This window comes from Streptomyces sp. AP-93 (genome assembly GCF_022808175.1).
Lineage (GTDB): Bacteria > Actinomycetota > Actinomycetes > Streptomycetales > Streptomycetaceae > Streptomyces.
This window is the reverse complement of sequence record NZ_JALGBX010000007.1, coordinates 196,887-216,357: the sequence shown is the minus strand read 5'-3', so window position 1 is coordinate 216,357 and position 19,471 is coordinate 196,887. Positions and strand designations below refer to the sequence as shown.

16 protein-coding genes are annotated in these 19,471 nt (G+C 71.0%); 6 read left to right on the top strand and 10 right to left on the bottom strand.

Translation table 11 applies throughout. The features are described from left to right. On the bottom strand, positions 1–1,986 hold the full coding sequence (locus MTF69_RS14415; protein WP_243334282.1) for a zinc ribbon domain-containing protein: 1,986 nt from the start codon (positions 1,984–1,986) through the stop codon (positions 1–3). 173 nt (positions 1,987–2,159) lie between these two features. Continuing rightward, a complete protein-coding gene (locus MTF69_RS14410; RefSeq protein ID WP_243334280.1) occupies positions 2,160–2,780 on the bottom strand; it encodes a vitamin K epoxide reductase family protein in 621 nt (206 codons plus the stop codon). 138 nt (positions 2,781–2,918) lie between these two features. Here MTF69_RS14410 and MTF69_RS14405 point away from each other — a divergent pair, with 138 nt between their 5' ends. The 4 genes from MTF69_RS14405 to MTF69_RS14390 are packed head-to-tail and all read left to right on the top strand — an operon-like array spanning position 2,919 to position 6,574. Continuing rightward, positions 2,919–3,881, top strand: coding sequence for an ABC transporter ATP-binding protein (locus MTF69_RS14405; protein ID WP_243334279.1), 963 nt, complete (start codon positions 2,919–2,921; stop codon positions 3,879–3,881). Then, positions 3,878–4,708, top strand: a complete 831-nt coding sequence (locus tag MTF69_RS14400) for an ABC transporter permease (RefSeq protein WP_243334277.1) — start codon at positions 3,878–3,880, stop codon at positions 4,706–4,708. The genes MTF69_RS14405 and MTF69_RS14400 overlap by 4 nt, the downstream gene beginning before the upstream one ends. Then, positions 4,666–5,904 (top strand): sensor histidine kinase, encoded by a 1,239-nt coding sequence (locus MTF69_RS14395; protein WP_243334268.1) that lies wholly within the window; start codon positions 4,666–4,668, stop codon positions 5,902–5,904. Before MTF69_RS14400 ends, MTF69_RS14395 begins: the two co-directional genes overlap by 43 nt. Before the next feature lie 37 nt (positions 5,905–5,941). Further along, entirely contained in the window at positions 5,942–6,574 is a 633-nt protein-coding gene (locus MTF69_RS14390) for a response regulator transcription factor (RefSeq protein WP_243334267.1), read from the top strand. Between the two features lie 186 nt (positions 6,575–6,760). On the opposite strand, the gene hisS is transcribed toward MTF69_RS14390, so the two are convergent. Next, positions 6,761–8,020: a histidine--tRNA ligase gene (gene hisS / locus MTF69_RS14385; protein ID WP_243334265.1), complete on the bottom strand. Its 1,260-nt coding sequence runs from the start codon at positions 8,018–8,020 to the stop codon at positions 6,761–6,763. A gap of 10 nt (positions 8,021–8,030) precedes the next feature. After that, entirely contained in the window at positions 8,031–8,741 is a 711-nt protein-coding gene (locus MTF69_RS14380) for an MBL fold metallo-hydrolase (protein WP_243334263.1), read from the bottom strand. A gap of 153 nt (positions 8,742–8,894) precedes the next feature. Between MTF69_RS14380 and MTF69_RS14375 the strand changes: the two genes are divergently transcribed. Continuing rightward, a complete protein-coding gene (locus tag MTF69_RS14375; protein WP_243334261.1) occupies positions 8,895–9,683 on the top strand; it encodes a peptidylprolyl isomerase in 789 nt (262 codons plus the stop codon). Positions 9,684–9,892: 209 nt separating this feature from the next. Continuing rightward, entirely contained in the window at positions 9,893–11,122 is a 1,230-nt protein-coding gene (locus MTF69_RS14370; protein ID WP_243334260.1) for a DUF349 domain-containing protein, read from the top strand. Between the two features lie 72 nt (positions 11,123–11,194). Here MTF69_RS14370 and MTF69_RS14365 read toward each other — a convergent pair whose 3' ends face one another. The 6 genes from MTF69_RS14365 to ruvB all read right to left on the bottom strand — a co-directional run bounded on the left by MTF69_RS14365 (position 11,195) and on the right by ruvB (position 19,195). After that, complete coding sequence (locus MTF69_RS14365; protein WP_243334258.1) at positions 11,195–13,630, bottom strand: bifunctional (p)ppGpp synthetase/guanosine-3',5'-bis(diphosphate) 3'-pyrophosphohydrolase; 2,436 nt, start codon at positions 13,628–13,630, stop codon at positions 11,195–11,197. A gap of 309 nt (positions 13,631–13,939) precedes the next feature. After that, complete coding sequence (locus MTF69_RS14360) at positions 13,940–14,494, bottom strand: adenine phosphoribosyltransferase (RefSeq protein WP_243334256.1); 555 nt, start codon at positions 14,492–14,494, stop codon at positions 13,940–13,942. After that, a complete protein-coding gene (gene secF / locus MTF69_RS14355; RefSeq protein WP_243334254.1) occupies positions 14,491–15,543 on the bottom strand; it encodes a protein translocase subunit SecF in 1,053 nt (350 codons plus the stop codon). The genes MTF69_RS14360 and secF overlap by 4 nt, the downstream gene beginning before the upstream one ends. A 3-nt stretch (positions 15,544–15,546) precedes the next feature. After that, a complete protein-coding gene (gene secD, locus MTF69_RS14350; RefSeq protein ID WP_243334253.1) occupies positions 15,547–17,346 on the bottom strand; it encodes a protein translocase subunit SecD in 1,800 nt (599 codons plus the stop codon). Positions 17,347–17,500: 154 nt separating this feature from the next. Next, a complete protein-coding gene (gene yajC / locus MTF69_RS14345) occupies positions 17,501–17,968 on the bottom strand; it encodes a preprotein translocase subunit YajC (RefSeq protein ID WP_243334252.1) in 468 nt (155 codons plus the stop codon). Between the two features lie 165 nt (positions 17,969–18,133). Beyond that, positions 18,134–19,195, bottom strand: coding sequence for a Holliday junction branch migration DNA helicase RuvB (gene ruvB, locus MTF69_RS14340; RefSeq protein WP_243334250.1), 1,062 nt, complete (start codon positions 19,193–19,195; stop codon positions 18,134–18,136). Between the last annotated feature and the right edge of the window lie 276 nt (positions 19,196–19,471).

Below are 19,471 nucleotides of genomic sequence, written 5' to 3'. Positions count from 1 at the left end.
TCAGATGAGCTTAGGTTTTCCCGGGTGGGGGTGGGTGTTCGGCCCGGTGGGAAAAGAGTCTCGGATTCGCCGTGGTCCTTTGAGTGGAGTGGCGTGGGTGTGCAGGTGGAAGCCTGCTCCGAGTCTGGCCCCGGTCGGCTGGTGCCGGTTGGGGGTGCTCATCGTGTGCGGTGCCTGCCGCCCACGTCGCCGCCGGATGCGGTGGGTGGGTGACTGGGGCTGCCGCCCCGCCGGACGCTTTCCACCCGGGCCGGTCGATACCGGTGTTGCGGGTGGGGCGGGGACCCTGCGCCGCTGCCTGGGCACAGGGCGGTTTCTCGTCGGGCCCGCCTTCGTCCGGTCCGCACAGGGATCCTGCGGGTCGGAGAAGGGCGGGTCGGGATGGGTTGGCTTGGGATGCCGGACGGGGCGGTCCAGTTCCTGGACGGTGCGCCGGAGCAGGTAGGTGCCGGTGGTCCGGTCCAGGACGGTCAGGTGCTGGTGTTGCAGGCCGCGGGCGCCGATGCGCTGCCAGGCGGCGACGTCCCGGTCCGCGCTGTACCCGCAGTCGGGGTGGGGGCAGGTGGCCCATTTCCAGCCCGGCCGGGTGTTGTCGGGGGCGGCGTGGTGGCGGAAGGCGGTCAGGCAGCGGGGGCAGTACTTGGAGGTGCCGCGCGCGGGGACGATGACCACGGCGATGCCGTGCCGGGCGGCCTGATGCCGTGCATCGGCCACGATCTGTCCGCGCACCGAGCCGGAGAGGCGGGTGTTGAGGGTGCGGCCCTTGCCGCGGGACTCCATGTCCCGCAGATCCTCCAGATAGATCACCGACGCCCCGGTGGCACGGGCGTGATCCACCATGAACCGTGCGGCCGCCTTGGCGATCTGCCCGTTCAGCCGTTCACGGCGCCTACTGACCCAGGCATGCTCGGTGCGCAGCACCGCGAGCTTGGCGACCGTCGGCGGGTCCGGGCAGCGGCCCAGGGCGCGCTGGCCGTCCAGGAGACATTCCAGGTGCGCGGCCTTGGCCCACAGGTGTTCGGCGTGGACGCGGAGCCGGTCGGCCTTGGCCAGCACCCCGTCCATGCGGAGGAAGACGGGCTGTCCGTCGGTCAGGACGGCCGATTGGATGCCGCCGGTCAGGGTGAGGGTGCCGCCGGTGAGCAGGGTGTTCAGTCCGTAGTCGAAGGCCACCGCCCGACCGTGCCCAGAACGCAGCGTCTTGGGCACGCCGGTGGTGTGGGCGACATCCAGACGCAGCCGCCCGGCGCGCAGGCGCAGGGTCGGTGCGTGCAGGGCAGCGGTGGCGTCGATGGTGGGCGGTAGCCGGAACCGGATCCGCACCGGACACCAGTCGGAACGGGTACGTGGGTCTGGACGTGCCGGGAGCCGTACGGTCAGCACCGCGTAGCGTGCGGGCTCGTCCTCGCACCGGACGAGGGTGGCGAGCTGTTTGTCGGCGGCGGCCAGCACCACCTGATGGCCGCCGCCCGGCGCCGCCTCCAGCTCACACAGACCAACCGGCAGACGCCGGTACCCAGTGAGGAAACGGAGCACCTGCCGGGTCCGGGAACGGAAGACGGAAGCGGGCACCGCCGTCCCCTGCGGACAGGCCTCCCGCAGCGCCGCCCATTCCTCGTCGGTGCGTTTCATCGGGTCACCGCCGACCGACCAGGTGGTCAGGACCGCATCCACCAGCTCGGCCCGCCATTCGGCTGAGCGCAGTACCCGCCCAGCCTGTTCCTCGGCGACCCGCCGGACCCGGTCGGGCACATACAGGCCCTCCGGCACGGTCGCCGTCCAGCCCAGAGTCCGCAACGCCATCCAGGCGTTCGACGGCAGCCGCTCACCCGACGGCCCGACGCCCGAAGCAAGCAGGTCCAGCTCGGCCCGGGACCAGTGCCCGCCGATCACCCCGGCAGCCATCGACTCCACCAACGTCGTCAGCCAGCGCACCCGCTCACCCAGCGCGGCAGTATTCAGCACCTCACCAGAGACGGTGTCCATTCCCCGGAACGCGGTCGCGGACGCGCACGCCACCCGGCCCGTCTCGCCCTCACCGAGCGCAATCTTCCGCCGCACACCCACACCCCCGCTCCGCTCGCGACCTACTGTCCGATCATCGGACCCACATACGAAACGAGCCCAACCCGGCAAGGTCACGCAACCCGAGGGACGGCTCAGGAGGTCCAGAAGTCCCACCAGCGGGTCAGGATCAGCATGCCGATGATCCCGATGTGCAGGACGGGCAGCACCCAGGTGAACTCGTCGAAGAAGGCGCGCAGCCAGCCGGGGGCCGGCAGCAGGCGGCTGCGGACGTTGTGGGAGGTGACGTACCAGAACATGACGATGGTGGCGACCCAGGCCAGGCAGCACCACAGGCACAGGGAGTTGATGGTGTAGAGCGACTGGTACATCAGCCAGGTGCAGAAGCCGACGCCGAAGAGCATCCCGGCGTTCAGGGTGAGCCAGTACCAGCGCGGGAAGCGCGCCCGTGCGAGCAGGCTCATGCCGACGCACACGACCATGCCGTAGGTGACCAGTCCGAGCATCGGGTTCGGGAAGCCGAAGACCGATGCCTGGTCGCTGGTCATGATGTTGCCGCAGGAGACGATCGGGTTGAGGCTGCAGCCCGGAACGAAGTCCGGGTCCTCCAGCAGCTTGAACTTGTCGATCGTGATGACCCACGCGGCGAACAGCCCCGCGGCTCCCGTGATCACCAGCAGCAGGGCGAGCGCCCGGCTGCCGCCGACGGCCGTACGCGGCTCGGCGGTGTCCGTATCGGTCCCTCGTGTCGTCATCCGGCCCGCTCCACATCTGCAAGGTCAACAAGCACCGGCCATTGTGCCGTACCCGGCCCGACTGTCCGTCGTTCGACGGACAGGAGGAGGTACGCACGGGGGGACCGGTGGGCGGGCTTCCGCCACACCATGGAAAACATGACACAGAACGCGGTGGAAGTACGGGGGCTCCGCAAGCAGTACGGCGAAGTCACCGCGGTGGACGGACTGGACCTGACGATCCGGCGGGGCGAGGTCTTCGGCCTCCTGGGGCCCAACGGCGCCGGCAAGAGCACGACGGTGGAGATCCTGCAGGGCCACCGGGCGCGGGACGGCGGCGATGTCTCCGTCCTGGGGGCGGACCCGGCGCGGGCCGGGCGGGCCTGGCGCTCGCGCGTCGGGATCGTCTGGCAGGACGAGTCGGCGCCCGCCGAACTCACCGTACGGGAGACGGTCGGGCACTTCGCCCGCTACTACCCGGCCCCGCGGGACCCGGCCGAGGTCATCGCCCTCGTGGGCCTGGAGCACAAGCGCGACGAACGGGTGAAGGGCCTGTCCGGCGGCCAGCGGCGGCGCCTGGACGTGGCGCTCGGCGTCATCGGCGACCCGGAGCTGCTGCTCCTGGACGAGCCGACCACCGGCTTCGACCCGGCGGCCCGGCGGCGGTTCTGGGAACTGATCCGGCAGCTCGCCGACGGCGGCACCACGGTCGTCCTCACCACGCACTACCTGGAGGAGGCCGAGGCCCTCGCCGACCGCCTCGCGGTGATCGCCCGGGGCCGGGTGGTCGCCGAAGGGGTACCGGCCGAGCTCCGCACCCGCTTCGGCTCCGGCGCGACCGTCGCGTGGACCGACCCGGACGGCACCGGGCGCAGCATCGCCACCGAGACCCCCACCCGCACGGTCCGGGAGCTGATGGCCCGCTTCGACGGGGAGATCCCGGGGCTGAAGATCGCCCGCCCCACCCTGGAGGACGTGTACCTGCGCCTCACGGGCCAGCTCGACGGGGCGGCCCTGCCGGCCCAGAGCGCCCAGAGCGCCCAGAGCGCCCAGAGCGCCCGAACCACCCGGAGCACCCAGACCACCCAGAGCGCCGTTCAGCAGCCGGAGGACTCCCGATGAGCACCGTCGTCACCAAGCCGGCCCCGGCGCTGCCCGGCGCCTGGGCCGTGGGTCTGTCCCGCGGGGCCGTGGAGATCAAGCAGTTCGCCCGCCAGCGCGACGCGGTGATCTTCACCTTCGCCTTCCCCATCGTCTTCCTCGCGCTCTTCGCCTCGATCTTCGGCGGCAGCGTGGAGGGCACCGGGGTCACCGCCTCCCAGCTGTACGCGGCCGGCATGGTCGCCGCCGGGATCATGTCCACCAGCTTCCAGTCCCTCGGCATCTCCATCGCCGTCGAACGCGACGAGAAGGTGCTGCGCCGCCTGCGCGGGACCCCGATGCCCCCGGCCGCGTACTTCCTCGGCAAGGTCTGGCTGGTGCTGCTCACCGGCCTCGCCGAGACCGCGGTCCTGCTGTTCGTCGGCGCCTCCCTCTTCGACCTCGATCTGCCGGCGTCAGCCGTCAAATGGCTGACCTTCGCCTGGATCTTCACCCTGGGCCTGACGGGCTGCGCCCTGCTCGGCATCGCGATCAGCAGCCTGCCCAAGTCCGGCAAGAGCGCCAGCTCGGTCGTGGTGCTGCCGTTCCTGATCCTGCAGTTCATCTCCGGCGTCTTCATCCCGGTCCACCAGATTCCCGACTGGCTGCTGAACATCGGTGCGCTGTTCCCGCTCAAGTGGATGTGCCAGGGACTGCGCGGGGTGTTCCTTCCCGAGTCCGCGGCCGTTCTCGAGCAGACCGGTTCCTGGGAGTATGGGCGGATCGCCCTGGTCCTGGGGGCCTGGGTGCTCGGGGGGCTGGTGCTGTGCCTGCTGACCTTCACGTGGAAGAACCGGCGCGACGGCTGAGCGCCTTCGCCGGGGCGGCCGGAGCGCGCGAGTCCCACGTGTGGGACCGCGCGTTCGGCCCGTGGGACCTCTACTTCGGGGTCGTGTGGATCGCGACCGCGGCCTTCGTCCTCGGCGCGGACTCCCCCGGGCCGGCGTACCGGATCACCGCCGTCGCCCTGCTCGCCCTCATGGTCCCCTGCTACCTCGGCGCCGGACGCCGGCTGCTCCTGCTGGCGCCGGACGCCGCACCCCGGCGCTCCGCCCGCTACGTGGGCGTGGCGCTGGCCCTCTTCCTGCCGGCCGCCTCCCTGGCCGGCGAGGCCCGGCTGATCACCTTCGCCCTCGCCCCGCAGTGCTTCATGCCGCTGCCCCTGCGGCGCGCGGTCGGCGCGGCGGGCCTGCTGTGCCTGCTGCCGGTGGCGGGCTGGGCGCTGGTGTGGCGGCCGGAGGGGCACTCCGTCTTCGCGAGCGCGCTCGGCGCGCTCGTCGCCTTCTTCTTCTCCGCCTTCTTCGGTGCCTGGATCGTCCGGATCATCGAGCAGAGCGGGCACCGGGCCTCCCTCATCGCGGAACTCGACGCCAGCCGGGAGGAGGTGGCCCGGCTCTCCGCCGAACGCGGCGCCCATACCGAGAGGGAACGCATGTCCCGCGAGATCCACGACACCCTCGCCCAGGGCTTCACCAGTCTGCTGATGCTCGTACAGGCCGTGCAGTCGGAGCTGGACACCGATCCGGAGCGGGCCAGGCGCCACCTGGAGCTGATGGCCGTCACCGCCCGGCAGAACCTGGCCGAGGCCCGCGCCCTGGTCGCGGGCGGCGCGCCCGCCGATCTCGACGGCGGTTCGCTGCCCGACGCGGTACGGCGGCTCGCGGCCCGGCACGATCCGCCGGCGGCCGTCTCGGTGACCGGGGAGGTCCGGCCGCTGGCCGCGGTACTGGAGGTGGTGGCCCTGCGGTCCTGTCAGGAGTCCCTGTCGAACGCGGCCAAGCACGCCGGACCGCAGGCACGTTGCGCGGTGTCCCTCGCCTACGGCGCCTGCGAGCTGACCCTCACGGTCCGGGACACCGGGCGGGGCTTCGACCCGGCGGCCCCCGCACCGGGCTACGGACTGCGGGGGCTGTTCGCCCGCGCGGCGGAGGTGGGCGGCGCCGCGGCGGTCGACAGCACCGCCTCGGCCGGTACCACCGTCACCGTCACCCTCCCGATCCGCTGATCCGCTGAGCCGCTGAGCCGCTGAGGAGCCGTACGACATGATCCGCATCCTGCTGGCCGACGACCACCCGGTGGTACGGGAGGGCCTGCGCGGCATGCTCGCCGCCGAACCGGACCTGGAGGTCGTCGCCGAGGCCTCGAACGGCCCGCAGGCGGAGGCGCTGGCCGCGCGGCTGGCCCCCGAAGGCGGCCTGGACCTGATCCTGATGGACCTGCGGATGCCGGGCGGCGACGGGGTCGAGTCGATCGCCCGCATCACGGCGGCCCGGCTGCCGGTACGGGTGGTGGTGCTGACCACATACGAGGAGGACCGGGACATCCTGCGCGCGGTGGAGGCCGGAGCTGCGGGCTACCTGCTGAAGGACATGGCGCGGGCGGAGCTGGCGGCCGCGATCCGGGCGGCCGTGCGGGGCGAGACGGTCCTCGCTCCGACGGTGGCGGGCCGGCTGGTGGACCGGCTGCGGAGCCGGCCGTCGCTGCCGCGGCTCTCCGAGCGGGAGGTGGCGGTGCTCCGGCTGGTCGCGGAGGGGGCGACCAATGCGGAGATCGGCCGGCGGCTGTTCGTGGCGGAGTCCACGGTCAAGACGCACATGCTGCGCATCTTCGGGAAGCTGGAGGTCGCGGACCGCACCGCCGCCGTGACCACGGCCATGCGGCACGGCCTGCTGTAGCGGCGTCCGCTGCGCGGGGCCTTCCCCCACCCCGCCCCTTCCCGAAACCGGGCTCCGCCCGGACCCGTACGTGCGCTCCGCGCACGTGTCCTCAAACGCCGGACGGGCTGAGAATGCCGCGCAGCGGCATATCTCAGCCCCGCCGGCGTTTGAGGCGCGGGGTCCGGGGCGGAGCCCCGGCGAACGTCAGGCCAGGCGGGCCTGGACGGTGGCGACCACGTCGGCGACGGCCACCGGGGTCTGCTCCCCGGACTGCATGTCCTTCAGCTGGACCACGCCCTCCTCGAGGTCACGGTCCCCCGCGACCACCGCGAAGCGGGCCCCGCTCCGGTTCGCGTCCTTCATCGCACCCTTGAGGCCCTTGCCCCCGTAGGAGATGTCCGCGGCCACACCGGCCCGCCGCAGCTCGGTCACCAGACCGAACAGCACCGGCTTCGCCGCGCCGAGCGCCACCGCGAAGACGGAGGTCGCGGACGGGATGTCCAGTTCGACGCCCTCCGCCTCGAGCGCCAGCACCGTGCGGTCCACGCCCAGCGCCCAGCCCACCGAAGGCAGCGCCGGCCCGCCGATCATCTCGGAGAGGCCGTCGTAGCGGCCGCCGCCGCCCACCGCGGACTGGGAGCCCAGACCGTCGTGGACGAACTCGAAGGTGGTGCGGGTGTAGTAGTCCAGGCCGCGCACGAGCTTCTCGTCGTCCTCGAAGACGACCCCGGCCGCCGTCACCAGCGCCCGCACCTCCTCGTGGTACGCCTTGCAGGCGTCGCAGAGGTAGTCGCGCAGCATCGGGGCGCCGACGAGCTGCTTCTGCACGTCGGCCCGCTTGTCGTCGAGCACGCGCAGCGGGTTGATCTCGGCCCGGCGCACGGTATCCGCGTCGAGGTCGAGCCCGCGCAGGAAGTCCTGGAGTGCCTCCCGGTACACCGGGCGGCACTCCTTGTCGCCGAGCGAGTTCAGCAGGATGCGGAAGTTGCGCAGGCCCAGCGAGCGGTACGCCTGGTCGGCCAGGATGATCAGCTCGGCGTCCAGCGCCGGGTCCTCGGCTCCGATCGCCTCGGCGCCGACCTGGGAGAAGTGGCGGTAGCGGCCCGCCTGCGCCCGCTCGTAGCGGTAGTAGGAGCCGGAGTACCAGAGCTTGACGGGCAGGCCGCCGAGCTTGTGCAGGTTGCCCTGCAGGGCGGCGCGGAGCACGGAGGCGGTGCCCTCGGGGCGCAGGGCGAGCTGGTCGCCGCCCTTCGTGGTGAGGGTGTACATCTCCTTGCTGACGATGTCGGTGGACTCGCCGACGCCGCGCGAGAACAGCTCGACGTTCTCGAAGCCGGGGGTCTCGACGTACCCGTAGCCGGAGTTCTTCAGGGGCGCGGAGATCGCCTCGCGCACCGCCAGGAAGGTGGCGGAGCGGGGCGGCAGCAGGTCGTACGTGCCCTTGGGGGCCTGAAAAGTACTCACGAAACTCTCGTCACATTCCTCGTCGTGGAGACGTGAGGCCGTCTCCCAGGCCGGCGGCCACCTGCCGCAGGTACGGGTTGGTGGCTCGCTCACGGCCCATGGTCGTGTGCTCGTTGTGTCCGGGCAGCACCACGGTCGAATCGTCGAGCGGCAGGCACACGCGGGCCAGCGACTCGAGCATGTCGGCGTGGCTGCCGCCGGGGAGGTCGGTACGCCCGATGGAGCCGGCGAAGAGCAGGTCGCCCGAGAACAGCAGCGGCGGGATGTCCGCCGCCGCGGGCATCCCGAAGGTCACCGACCCCCTGGTATGGCCGGGGGCGTGCGCCACGGTGAGCTCCATCCCGGCCAGGGTGAGCTGGGCGCCGTCGGTGAGCTCCTTGACGTCGGAGGGCTCCCCCACCGTGAGCTCGCCCATGAGCTGGGCTCCGAGGGAACGGCCGAGGGCCTTCTCCGGGTCGCTCATCATGAAGCGGTCCTCGGGGTGGATCCAGGCCGGTACGTCGTGTGCTCCGCACACCGGGACCACCGAGGCCACATGATCGATGTGGCCATGGGTGAGGACGACCGCGACGGGCTTGAGCCGATGCTTCTTCAACGTCTCCTCGACACCCTGGGTGGCCTGGTGGCCCGGGTCGATGATGACGCACTCCTCACCGGCGGCGGGGGCGACCACGTAACAGTTGGTCCCCCAGGCCCCGGCGGGGAATCCGGCAATCAGCACGTTCGTCCTCAATCGTCGTCCGGCGGGAGGCTGCAGATCGGAATGCTGCTGCTCAGAGGGTACCGGCGCCGCTCATTACACAGCGAACCCATATACGGTACGGCCTAACCCAGCCCGGACAGTGGTACCAGATACGCACAAGGAGACGACCCGGTGGTCACGAGCGATCAGCGGCGGCGCCAGCTCGCCAGGGAAAAGTACGAACGCCAGCAGCAGCGGCGTGCCGAGGCGCGGCAGAAGTCGCGCAAGCGGCTCGCCGTGATCGGCGCGGCGGTGGCCGTGGTCGTCGCGGCGCTGGTCGGCCTGGTGGCCGGCGGTGTGTTCGACAAGGACAAGAAGGACGAGGCGGCCGACCCGGCCGCGACCCCCTCGGCCCCGGCCTCGCCCACCCCGCAGCAGTCCCCCTCCCCGGCGATGGCGATCGACGCCAAGGCGAAGTACACCTTCGACCTGAAGACCAGCGCGGGCGACGTCAAGTTCGAGATGGACGCGGCGAAGACCCCGCAGACGGTCAACTCGTTCAAGTCGCTCGCCGACAAGAAGTTCTTCGACAACACCAAGTGCCACCGCCTGACGACGGGCGGCATCTTCGTCCTGCAGTGCGGTGACCCGCAGGGCACCGGCATGGGCGGCCCCGGCTACACCATCGCCGACGAGAACCTCGACTCTCTGGGCAAGCCCAACGCGACGGGCCAGGTCGTCTACCCGGCGGGCACGGTGGCGATGGCCAACACCGGCCAGCCCGGCTCGGGCGGCAGCCAGTTCTTCCTGGTCTACAAGGACAGCCCGCTCGCCCCCTCGTACACCCCCTTCGGCAAGATCGACGCTGCCGGTCTGAAGGTGCTCGAAGAGGTGGCCAAGGCCGGTACGGCCGACGGCGGCCAGGACGGGGCCCCCAAGACCCCCGTGACCATCGAGAAGGGCACCGTCACCCAGAACTGACCGGGACCGGGCGCCCCGGGCCCGGGCTGTCTCCTCGAATTCCTCGAAGGCGCTCCGGTACGGCGATATTCCGTCGTGCTGGATGCGGACAGCCGGCCCGGCGGTCGCCTATGTTGGCGTTGTGCAGGGCGGGCGCGGCCCGCCCCAGGAAACTGTGGACGATGCCCAGGGGGTGAACCCCTCGCAAGGCATCAGGTGGAGGAGGCGCTGTGAGCAGCGACCCGTGGGGCCGAGTCGACGAGACCGGCACCGTGTACGTGCGTACTGCCGATGGCGAGAAGGTCGTCGGCTCGTGGCAGGCCGGCACCCCGGAGGAGGCCCTGGCCTACTTCGAGCGCAAGTACGAGGGCCTGGTGGTCGAGATCGGCCTCCTCGAACGACGGGTGCGGACCACCGATCTGGCCGCCAAGGACGCCCAGACGGCCATCGAGCACTTGCGCACGCAGGTGGACGAGCACCACGCCGTCGGCGACCTCGACGCGTTGCGCGTCCGGCTGGACAAGCTGGTGTCGACCGTCGACTCGCGCCGCGAGGAGCGCAAGGTCCAGAAGGCCAAGCAGACGGACGAGGCCCGTACGGCCAAGGACGCGCTGGTGGCCGAGGCCGAGGAGCTGGCGCAGAGCGACCAGTGGCGCAGCGCCGGCGAGCGGCTGCGGGCCCTGGTGGACATCTGGAAGGGTCTGCCCCGCCTCGACCGCAAGTCGGACGACGAGCTGTGGCACCGCTTCTCGCACGCCCGCTCCGCCTTCTCCAAGCGCCGCAAGGCCCACTTCGCCTCGCTGGACGCGCAGCGCGAGGACGCCCGCAAGGTCAAGGAGAAGCTGGTCGCGGAGGCCGAGTCGCTGTCGAAGTCGACCGACTGGGGTCCGACGGCCGCGCGCTACCGCGAGCTGATGGAGAACTGGAAGGCCGCGGGCCGCGCGCAGCGCGAGTCCGAGGACGACCTGTGGAACCGTTTCCGCGGTGCCCAGGACGTGTTCTTCGCGGCGCGCAGCGAGGTCTTCGCGGAGCGCGACGCCGAGCAGGTGGAGAACCTGAAGCTGAAGGAGGAGCTGGCCGACGAGGCCGAGAAGCTCGTCCCGATCACGGACCTGAAGGCGGCCCGTGCCGCGTTCCGCTCCCTGAACGAGCGCTGGGAGGCCATCGGCCACGTACCGCGGGACGCGCGTCCCAAGGTCGAGGGCCGGATGCACACCGTCGAGCGGGCCATCCAGGAGGCCGAGGAAGGCGAGTGGCGCCGTACGAACCCGGAGGCGCGGGCCCGTGCGGCCGGCCTGACGGGTCAGCTGCAGGCGGCGGTCGACAAGCTGCGTGGCCAGATCGACACGGCGCGCGCGCAGGGCAACAACTCCAGGGCCGACAAGCTGTCCCGGGAGCTGGAGGGCCGTCAGGCCCTGCTGGACCAGGCGCTGAAGGGCCTGGAGGAATTCGGCGGCTGATTTCCCGGCCGCCCGGCATGTGAAAGGGCCCCGGTACGCACTGCGTACCGGGGCCCTTTCACATGTGCGGTGCTAAGGCCTGCGGGCCGAGGTCACGCGGTAGACGTCGTAGACGCCCTCGACGCCCCGCACGGCCTTCAGGACGTGGCCCAGGTGCTTCGGGTCGCCCATCTCGAAGGTGAACCGGGAGGTCGCCACCCGGTCGCGGGAGGTCTGCACGGCCGCCGACAGGATGTTCACGTGCTGGTCCGACAGGACCCGGGTGACGTCCGAGAGCAGCCGGGACCGGTCCAGCGCCTCGACCTGGATGGCGACCAGGAAGACGGAGGACTGGGTGGGCGCCCATTCGACCTCGAGCATCCGCTCGGGCTCCTGGGAGAGCGAGTCCACGTTGACGCAGTCCGCGCGGTGGACCGATACGCCGCTGCCGCGCGTGACGAAACCGACGATCGGGTCGCCCGGCACCGGGGTGCAGCAGCGGGCCAGCTTGACCCACACGTCCTCGACGCCCTTGACCACCACGCCGGGGTCGGCCTTGCCACGGCGCGAGCTGCGGCCGCGGGCCGGCGGGATGGTGTCCTCGATGTCCTCGTTGGCCGCGTCCTCGCCGCCGAGGGCCTGGACCAGCTTCTGGACCACGTTCTGCGCGGTGACGTGGCCCTCGCCGATCGCCGCGTAGAGCGAGGAGATGTCGGGGTACCGCATCTCGTGCGCGAGGGTGACGAGGGAGTCCCCGGTCAGGATGCGCTGGATCGGCAGGTTCTGCTTGCGCATGGCCCGCGCGATGGCGTCCTTGCCGTGTTCGATCGCCTCGTCGCGGCGCTCCTTGGAGAACCAGGCGCGGATCTTGTTGCGGGCCCGGGGGGACTTGACGAAGCCCAGCCAGTCGCGGGACGGCCCGGCGCCCTCGGCCTTGGAGGTGAAGACCTCGACCAGGTCGCCGTTGTCGAGGGTCGATTCGAGCGGTACCAGCCGCCCGTTGACCCGCGCTCCTATGGTCCGGTGGCCGACCTCGGTGTGGACGGCGTACGCGAAGTCGACGGGGGTGGCTCCGGCCGGCAGGGCGATGACGTCGCCCTTGGGCGTGAAGACGAAGACCTCGTTGCGCGAGAGGTCGAAGCGCAGCGAGTCGAGGAACTCGCTCGGGTCCTCGGTCTCCTTCTGCCAGTCCAGCAGCTGGCGCAGCCACGCCATGTCGTTGACGGTGTCGTGGCCCGCGCTGCCCTTGGCCGCCTGCGGCACGTCGGTGCGTACCTTCGAGGTGCCGGCGACGGTCTGCTGCTTGTACTTCCAGTGCGCGGCGATGCCGTACTCGGCACGGCGGTGCATGTCGAAAGTGCGGATCTGGAGCTCTACGGGCTTGCCGCTGGGGCCGATGACCGTCGTGTGGAGCGACTGGTACATGTTGAACTTCGGCATCGCGATGTAGTCCTTGAACCGGCCGGGGACCGGGTTCCATCGCGCGTGCACGGTGCCGAGGGCGGCGTAGCAGTCCCGGACGGTGTCGACGAGGACCCGGATGCCGACCAGGTCGTAGATCTCGGCGAAGTCGCGGCCGCGCACGATCATCTTCTGGTAGACGCTGTAGTAGTGCTTGGGGCGCCCGGTGACGGTGGCCTTGATGCGGGCGGCCCGGAGGTCGGCCTGCACCTCGTCGGTGACGACGGTGAGGTACTCGTCCCGCTTGGGTGCCCTTTCGGCCACCAGCCGCACGATCTCGTCGTACATCTTGGGGTAGAGGATCGCGAAGGCGAGGTCCTCCAGCTCCCACTTGATGGTGTTCATGCCCAGCCGGTGCGCCAGCGGGGCGTAGATCTCAAGGGTCTCGCGGGCCTTCTTCTCCTGCTTCTCCCGCTTGAGGTAGCGCATGGTGCGCATGTTGTGCAGCCGGTCGGCGAGCTTGATCACGAGAACCCGGGGGTCCTTGGCCATCGCCACGACCATCTTGCGGACGGTCTCGGCCTGGGCGGCCTCGCCGAACTTGACGCGGTCGAGCTTGGTGACTCCGTCGACGAGCAGGGTCACCGCGTCGCCGAAGTCGCGCCGCAGGTCCTCCAGCCCGTACTCGGTGTCCTCGACGGTGTCGTGGAGCAGTCCCGCCATCAGCGTGGCCGGGTCCATGCCCAGCTCGGCGAGGATCGTGGTCACCGCGAGCGGGTGGGTGATGTACGGGTCGCCGCTCTTGCGCTTCTGGCCGCGGTGCCAGCGCTCGGCGACCTGGTAGGCCTGCTCGATCTGGCGCAGCGTGGCCGTCTCGATCTTCGGGTCGTTGCTGCGGACTATGCGGAGCAGCGGTTCCAGGACCGGGTTGTACGGGTTGGAACGCTGGACGCCGAGGCGGGCCAGCCGGGCGCGCACCCGATTGGAGGACCCGGCCGACTTCGCGGGCGCGGGCTTGACCGGCGGGGCCGGCGGAGCCGGCGGGGGCGTGGCGGCGGCCGCCGCGGCCGGCTGCTCGGCCTCCGGGTCGGGCTGCGCGGCGGAGATTGGCTGGACCTCGTCTGGCAAGAGCGCTCCTCAGCGGATCCGGTGCCCGTGTCCGGTCCGGATAACCCATCGTAGCGAGGGTTGCGCCACCCCGTTCCCCTAGCCTGCGCGAATCAGCCCGCCCGGCGTTCGAGGACCGGGGTCCGGGGCGGAGCCCCGGGGAACGGCGTCCGGGGCGGAGCCCCAAGGGACGGGGTCCAGGGCCGGAGCCCCGGGGAACGGTGGAAGGGCGGGTAGGGGACTTCGCCCCGCGCAGCGGCCCCCCGCACACGCCGAAGCGGGCGCGCTCCGGGGATTCCCGGTGCACGCCCGCTTCGTGAAACAGCGAGGTCAGACCACGATCAGCGCGTCGAGCGGAGCATCGCCCAGCGTCGGCGCCAGCCGCTCACGGCCCGGCAGGAACGAGAGTTCCATCAGGACCGCGACCCCCGCGACCTCCGCCCCGGCCCGCCGGATCAGCTCCAGCGAGGCGGCCGCGGTGCCACCGGTGGCCAGCACGTCGTCGATGACCATGACCCGGTCGTCGGCGCACAGCGCCTCCGCGTGGATCTCGATCTCCGCCGACCCGTACTCCAGGTCGTAGGACTGCAGGAGCGTCGCCCCGGGCAGCTTCCCGGCCTTGCGGACCGGCACGAAGCCGATGCCCGCCTGCACGGCCACCGGAGCCGCCAGGATGAATCCCCGCGCCTCCAGCCCGACGATCTTCGTCGCTCCGTACTGCCCGGCCAGGGCCACCAGCGCGTCCGTGAGGGCGCCGAACGCCTTCGGGTCGGCCAGCAGCGGAGTGATGTCCTTGAACATCACGCCCGGCTTCGGGTAGTCCGCGACGTCCGTGATCCGGCTGAGCAGCAGGTCCCGTACGCCGGAGGGCAGCTCCGCGGTCACCGGCGCCGTCCCGCGCGGCCCTGCGCCACTACCTCGGGCGCGCCTTCGGTCCCGGCGTCCTCGGGCGATTCGCCCCTGGCCTCGGCCGACGCCCGCTTCGCGAGCACCCGCTTCTTCAGGGCCTTCATCGCCGGCTCGCGCTCCTTCAGGTCCACGACCAGCGGGGTCGCGATGAAGATCGACGAGTAGGCGCCGGCCGCGAGGCCGACGAACAGCGACAGCGAGATGTCGTTGAGCATGCCGGCGTCGAGGATGCCGCCACCGATGAAGAGCAGCGCGCCGACCGGGAGCAGTGCCACGACGGTGGTGTTGATCGAGCGGACCAGGGTGCCGTTGATGCTGCGGTTGGCGATCTCGCTGTACGTGTAGCGGGTCTGCTTGGTGATGTCCTTCGAGCCCTCCTTGAGACCGTCGAAGACGACGACGGTGTCGTAGAGGGAGTAACCGAGGATGGTCAGCAGACCGATGACCGTACCCGGGGTGACCTCGAAGCCGACCAGCGCGTACACGCCGACGGTGATCGTGAGGTCGTGGATCAGCGCGATCAGCGCCGCGACCGCCATCCGCCACTCGAAGGCGATGGCCAGGTAGATCACCACGAGGACCATGAAGACGCCGAGGCCGGTCCAGGCCTTGTTGGCGATCTGCTCGCCCCAGCTGGGGCCGACCAGGTCCGCGTTGATCTGAGCCGCGTCGACCTTGAGGTCGGTGGCGAGCTTGGCCTTCACGTCGGCCGCGGCATCGGTGCCCAGTTCCGAGATCTGGATGCGCAGGCCACCGGTACCGAGCTTCTGGACGATCGCGGCGTGGCCGGAGGCCTCTTCCGCGTCCTCGCGGGCCTGGGCCTCCGAGACGGAGGTCTTCGGGGTGGTGAAGACGGCACCGCCCTTGAACTCGATGCCCATGTTCAGGCCCGAGACGGCCACGGCCACGATCGCCGTGATGGTGATCAGGATGGAAACGCCGTACCAGACGAAGCGCTTGCCGACGAAGTCGTAGCCGACCTCACCCCGGTACAGCTTGGCGCCGAGATCTCCGAGCTTCGACATCTCTCACGCCTCCTTTGCGTCGACGGGAACGGAGACGGTCACGGCGGCCGCGTCGGAGCCGGTACGACGCGAGCGTCGCAGCGGCGGCTTCGCGCCCAGTCGCTTCGGGTCCAGCCCGGACCACGGGTGACCGCTGGCGAAGAAGTTCGTACGGGCCAGCAGCGTCATGACGGGCTTGGTGAAGAGGAACACCACGACCACGTCGAGCAGGGTGGTCAGACCGAGGGTGAAGGCGAAGCCCTGCACCTTGCCGACGGTGACGATGAACAGCACCGCGGCGGCCAGGAACGACACGAAGTCGGAGACCAGGATGGTGCGACGGGCACGCGGCCAGGCGCGCTCGACGGCCGGACGCAGGGTGCGGCCCTCGCGGATCTCGTCCCGGATGCGTTCGAAGTACACGATGAACGAGTCCGCGGTGATACCGATCGCGACGATCGCACCACAGACGGCCGGCAGGTTCAGCGCGAAGCCGATGCCCTTTCCGAGCAGCACCATGATCGTGTAGGTGAGGATGCCGGAGACGATGAGGCTGATGATGGCGACGAACGCCAGGCCCCGGTAGTACGCCAACAGGTAGATCACCACGAGGGCGAGGCCGATGGCACCGGCGATGAGGCCGGCCTTCAGCTGCTCGCTGCCGAGCGCGGCGGTGACGGTGGTGACGCTGTCCTCCTGGAAGGACAGCGGCAGGGCGCCGTACGAGAGCATGTTGCCCAGGTCCTGCGCGGACTGCTGGTTGAAGCCGCCGGAGATCTCGGCGTTGCCGCCGGTCAGCGCCTGGCTGACGGACGGGTCGGAGATGACCTCGCCGTCGAGCACGATGGCGAACTGGTTCTGCGGGGTCTGCTTGGCCGCGAGCTCACCGGTGATCTTGGCGAACTTGTCGGCGCCGCTGTCGGTGAACTGCATCGTGACGATCCAGATGCCACGCTGCGTGTCGATGATGCCCTTGGCGTCCTTCACGTCCTGGCCGTTGACCTGGGCCGGACCGAGCACCCACTTGTACCAGACGTCGCCGCGCTTGCCGCAGGCGAGCGTCGGGTCCTCGGGCTTGACGTTCTTGCTGACGGCGGTGCGCTGCGCCTCGTTGCTGCAGTCCAGCGCGGCGAACTTCGCCTGCAGGTCCGCGGCTGCGGCCTGGTCGGCGGTCGGCGCGGACGGCGACGTGGACGGGGTGGCCTTGTCGTCTGCCTTCTTCGACCCGCTCGCCGAGGGCGAGGGAGAGGGTGCGTTCGGGGCCTTGAGGGCCTCGCTGACCGCACGGCCCTGGGAAGTGGCGCTGGACGACGGGGTGGGCGCACTGGCAGACGGGCTGCCGGAGCCGCTCGGGGCGGCGCTCGGAGAGCCGCTCGGGGTGCCGCTCGGCTTGGCCTCGGGGGCTGCCGGGGCACCCTCCGCCGTGGCGAGCACGGGGCGGAAGTACAGCTGGGCGGTGGTACCGACCTGGTCGCGCGCCTGCTGCTCGTTCGTCCCCTTGGGGATGTTCACGATGATGTGGTCGCGGCCCTGGGTCTGGACCTCGGCCTCCGACACACCGAGACCGTTGACGCGGCGCTCGATGATGCCGACCGCCGTGTTCATGTTGGTCTCGTTGATCGCGTCCGGCTTGCCCGGCTCGCTCTTGGCCTTGAGCGTGATGCTCGTACCGCCGGCGAGGTCGATGCCGAGTCGCGGCGTCGTCTGCTTCGTGAGGAACATCCCCGCGGTGAGCGCCACCATCGCGATCAGGATGATGGCCAGGGCACGCCCCGGCCTCCCCTGAGCCCCCGTGGGCCGCCGGCCCTTCTTCGGTGCTGCCACCTTGTCGTATCTCCCTGTCCAACCGTCCCGCGCCGGGTCAGCGCGTGGACGGCCACCGAAATGTGTGTGGGGACCCCTGCCCCCCGCAGAAGGGTCACTGGCGGGGACCGCCGGGGCTGCCGGTCAGGCGCCCCGCACGGTCCCCGGCCCAGCGCTACTTCGCGCCGGCGTCGCCGTCGGTCTTGCCGTCCTTGGGCTCGTCGCCCTTGGGCTCCTGCGCCGCGGGCTCGTCGGCCTTGGGCTCGTCCTTCTTGCCCAGGTCGAGCTTGGGGGCCTCGTCCCCGGTCAGGGAGGAAGCGTCGTCCGGGACGACCGGCGTGTCGATCGTCAGATCATCGGTGATGCCGTGGACGATGCGGTTGTACTCCGCGTCCTCCAGCACGGCGCCGATGGAGTTCTTCGCGTAGATCGCGTGGACGCCGGGGGCCACCTCGAGGGTGACGGTGTCCTCGCCGATCTCCTTCACCGTGGCGTACATGCCGCCGATGGTGCGGACGCCGGTGCCGGCGGTCAGCTGGTCGCGCATCTGCACGGCCGCCTGCTGCTTCTTCTTCTGGCTGCGGGTCAGCAGGAACATCGCCCCGATGATCAGCACGAACGGAAGGAGGGACATGATATTCACGGGACGCAGGTCCTTCGCATCGACCGCACAAGCGCACGGCCTTTGTACGGGGGGTGGGTACGCCGACCGTAAGGGTCGGCATCGGCGGAGTCTAGGCGAGTCCGCACCGATGGAACAACGCCCAGCATGTCACCGCAGTTCCTGACGGGGCGAACGTCCGCGCCGTCAGGTCCCGAAGAGGCCCTGTTGTCCGCTTGATCCGTTCACGCCCTGCTGTGGCGGGACAAGTCCCAGGTGAGCCCATGCGGCCGGGGTCGCGACCCGTCCCCGCGGGGTCCTGGCCAGGAGCCCTTCCCGGACGAGGAACGGCTCGGCCACTTCCTCCACGGTCTCCCGCTCCTCGCCGACGGCGACGGCGAGCGTCGACAGGCCGACGGGTCCCCCGCCGAAGAGCTTCAGGAGCGCCTCCAGAACGGCCCGGTCCAGCCGGTCGAGCCCGCGCTCGTCGACCTCGTAGACCTTCAGGGCGGTGCCGGCGACCTCGCGGTTGATCACACCATCGGCCCTGACCTGGGCGTAGTCGCGGACACGGCGCAGCAGCCGGTTGGCGATACGGGGGGTTCCGCGCGAGCGGCCAGCGATCTCGGCGGCGCCCGCGGTGTCGATCTCCACGTCGAGGAGCCCGGCGGAGCGGTGGATGACGCGCTCCAGCTCCTCGGGGGCGTAGAACTCCATGTGCCCGGTGAAGCCGAAGCGGTCGCGCAGCGGGGGCGGCAGCAGACCGGCCCGGGTCGTGGCCCCGACGAGGGTGAACGGGGGCAGTTCCAGCGGGATGGCGGTCGCTCCCGGGCCCTTGCCCACGATCACGTCGACGCGGAAGTCCTCCATGGCCATGTAGAGCATTTCCTCGGCGGGCCGGGACATGCGGTGGATCTCGTCGAGGAAGAGGACCTCGCCCTCCTGGAGGGAGGAGAGGATGGCGGCGAGGTCGCCCGCGTGCTGGATGGCGGGGCCGGAGGTGATCCGGATGGGGGCGCCCATCTCGGCCGCGATGATCATGGACAGGGTGGTCTTCCCCAGGCCCGGGGCGCCCGACAGCAGCACGTGATCGGCGGTGGCGCCGCGCTGGCGGGCCGCCTTCAGGACGAGGTCCAACTGCTGGCGGACCTTCTCCTGCCCGACGAACTCACCGAGGTCCTTGGGCCTCAGGGCCGCCTCGACGGCGGTGTCCTCGCCGTCCGCCGCGGCTGCGACGATCCGGTCGTCGCTCTCGTCATCCCAGTTCACGGTGTCAGTCTGCCTTCTCGGTGGAACGGTGGTGTGTCGCGTGCGGGCGCCCTGCGGGGCATTCTCCCCGCCCCGCCCTTTCTCCGTTTCCCGGGCTCCGCCCGGACCCGCGCCTCAAACGCCGGCGGGGCTGGGACTGCGCTGCGGGCAGCCGGCCCGCCGGCCCGCCGGGCCGCACGGTGCGCTGCGCGCACACGCGGGCCACCACCGGCCAAAATCCAGCCCCGCCGGCGTTTGAGGCGCGGGGCCCGGGGCGGAGCCCCGGCAACGGCGCCG

Excerpts from the sequence above, each read along its gene's own strand:
- MTF69_RS14410 (WP_243334280.1), bottom strand. The coding sequence starts at position 2,780 with ATGACGACACGAGGGACCGATACGGACACCGCCGAGCCGCGTACGGCC.
- secF (WP_243334254.1), bottom strand. The coding sequence starts at position 15,543 with ATGTCGAAGCTCGGAGATCTCGGCGCCAAGCTGTACCGGGGTGAGGTC.
- MTF69_RS14415 (WP_243334282.1), bottom strand. The coding sequence starts at position 1,986 with ATGGACACCGTCTCTGGTGAGGTGCTGAATACTGCCGCGCTGGGTGAG.
- MTF69_RS14405 (WP_243334279.1), top strand. The coding sequence starts at position 2,919 with ATGACACAGAACGCGGTGGAAGTACGGGGGCTCCGCAAGCAGTACGGC.
- MTF69_RS14390 (WP_243334267.1), top strand. The coding sequence starts at position 5,942 with ATGATCCGCATCCTGCTGGCCGACGACCACCCGGTGGTACGGGAGGGC.
- MTF69_RS14400 (WP_243334277.1), top strand. The coding sequence starts at position 3,878 with ATGAGCACCGTCGTCACCAAGCCGGCCCCGGCGCTGCCCGGCGCCTGG.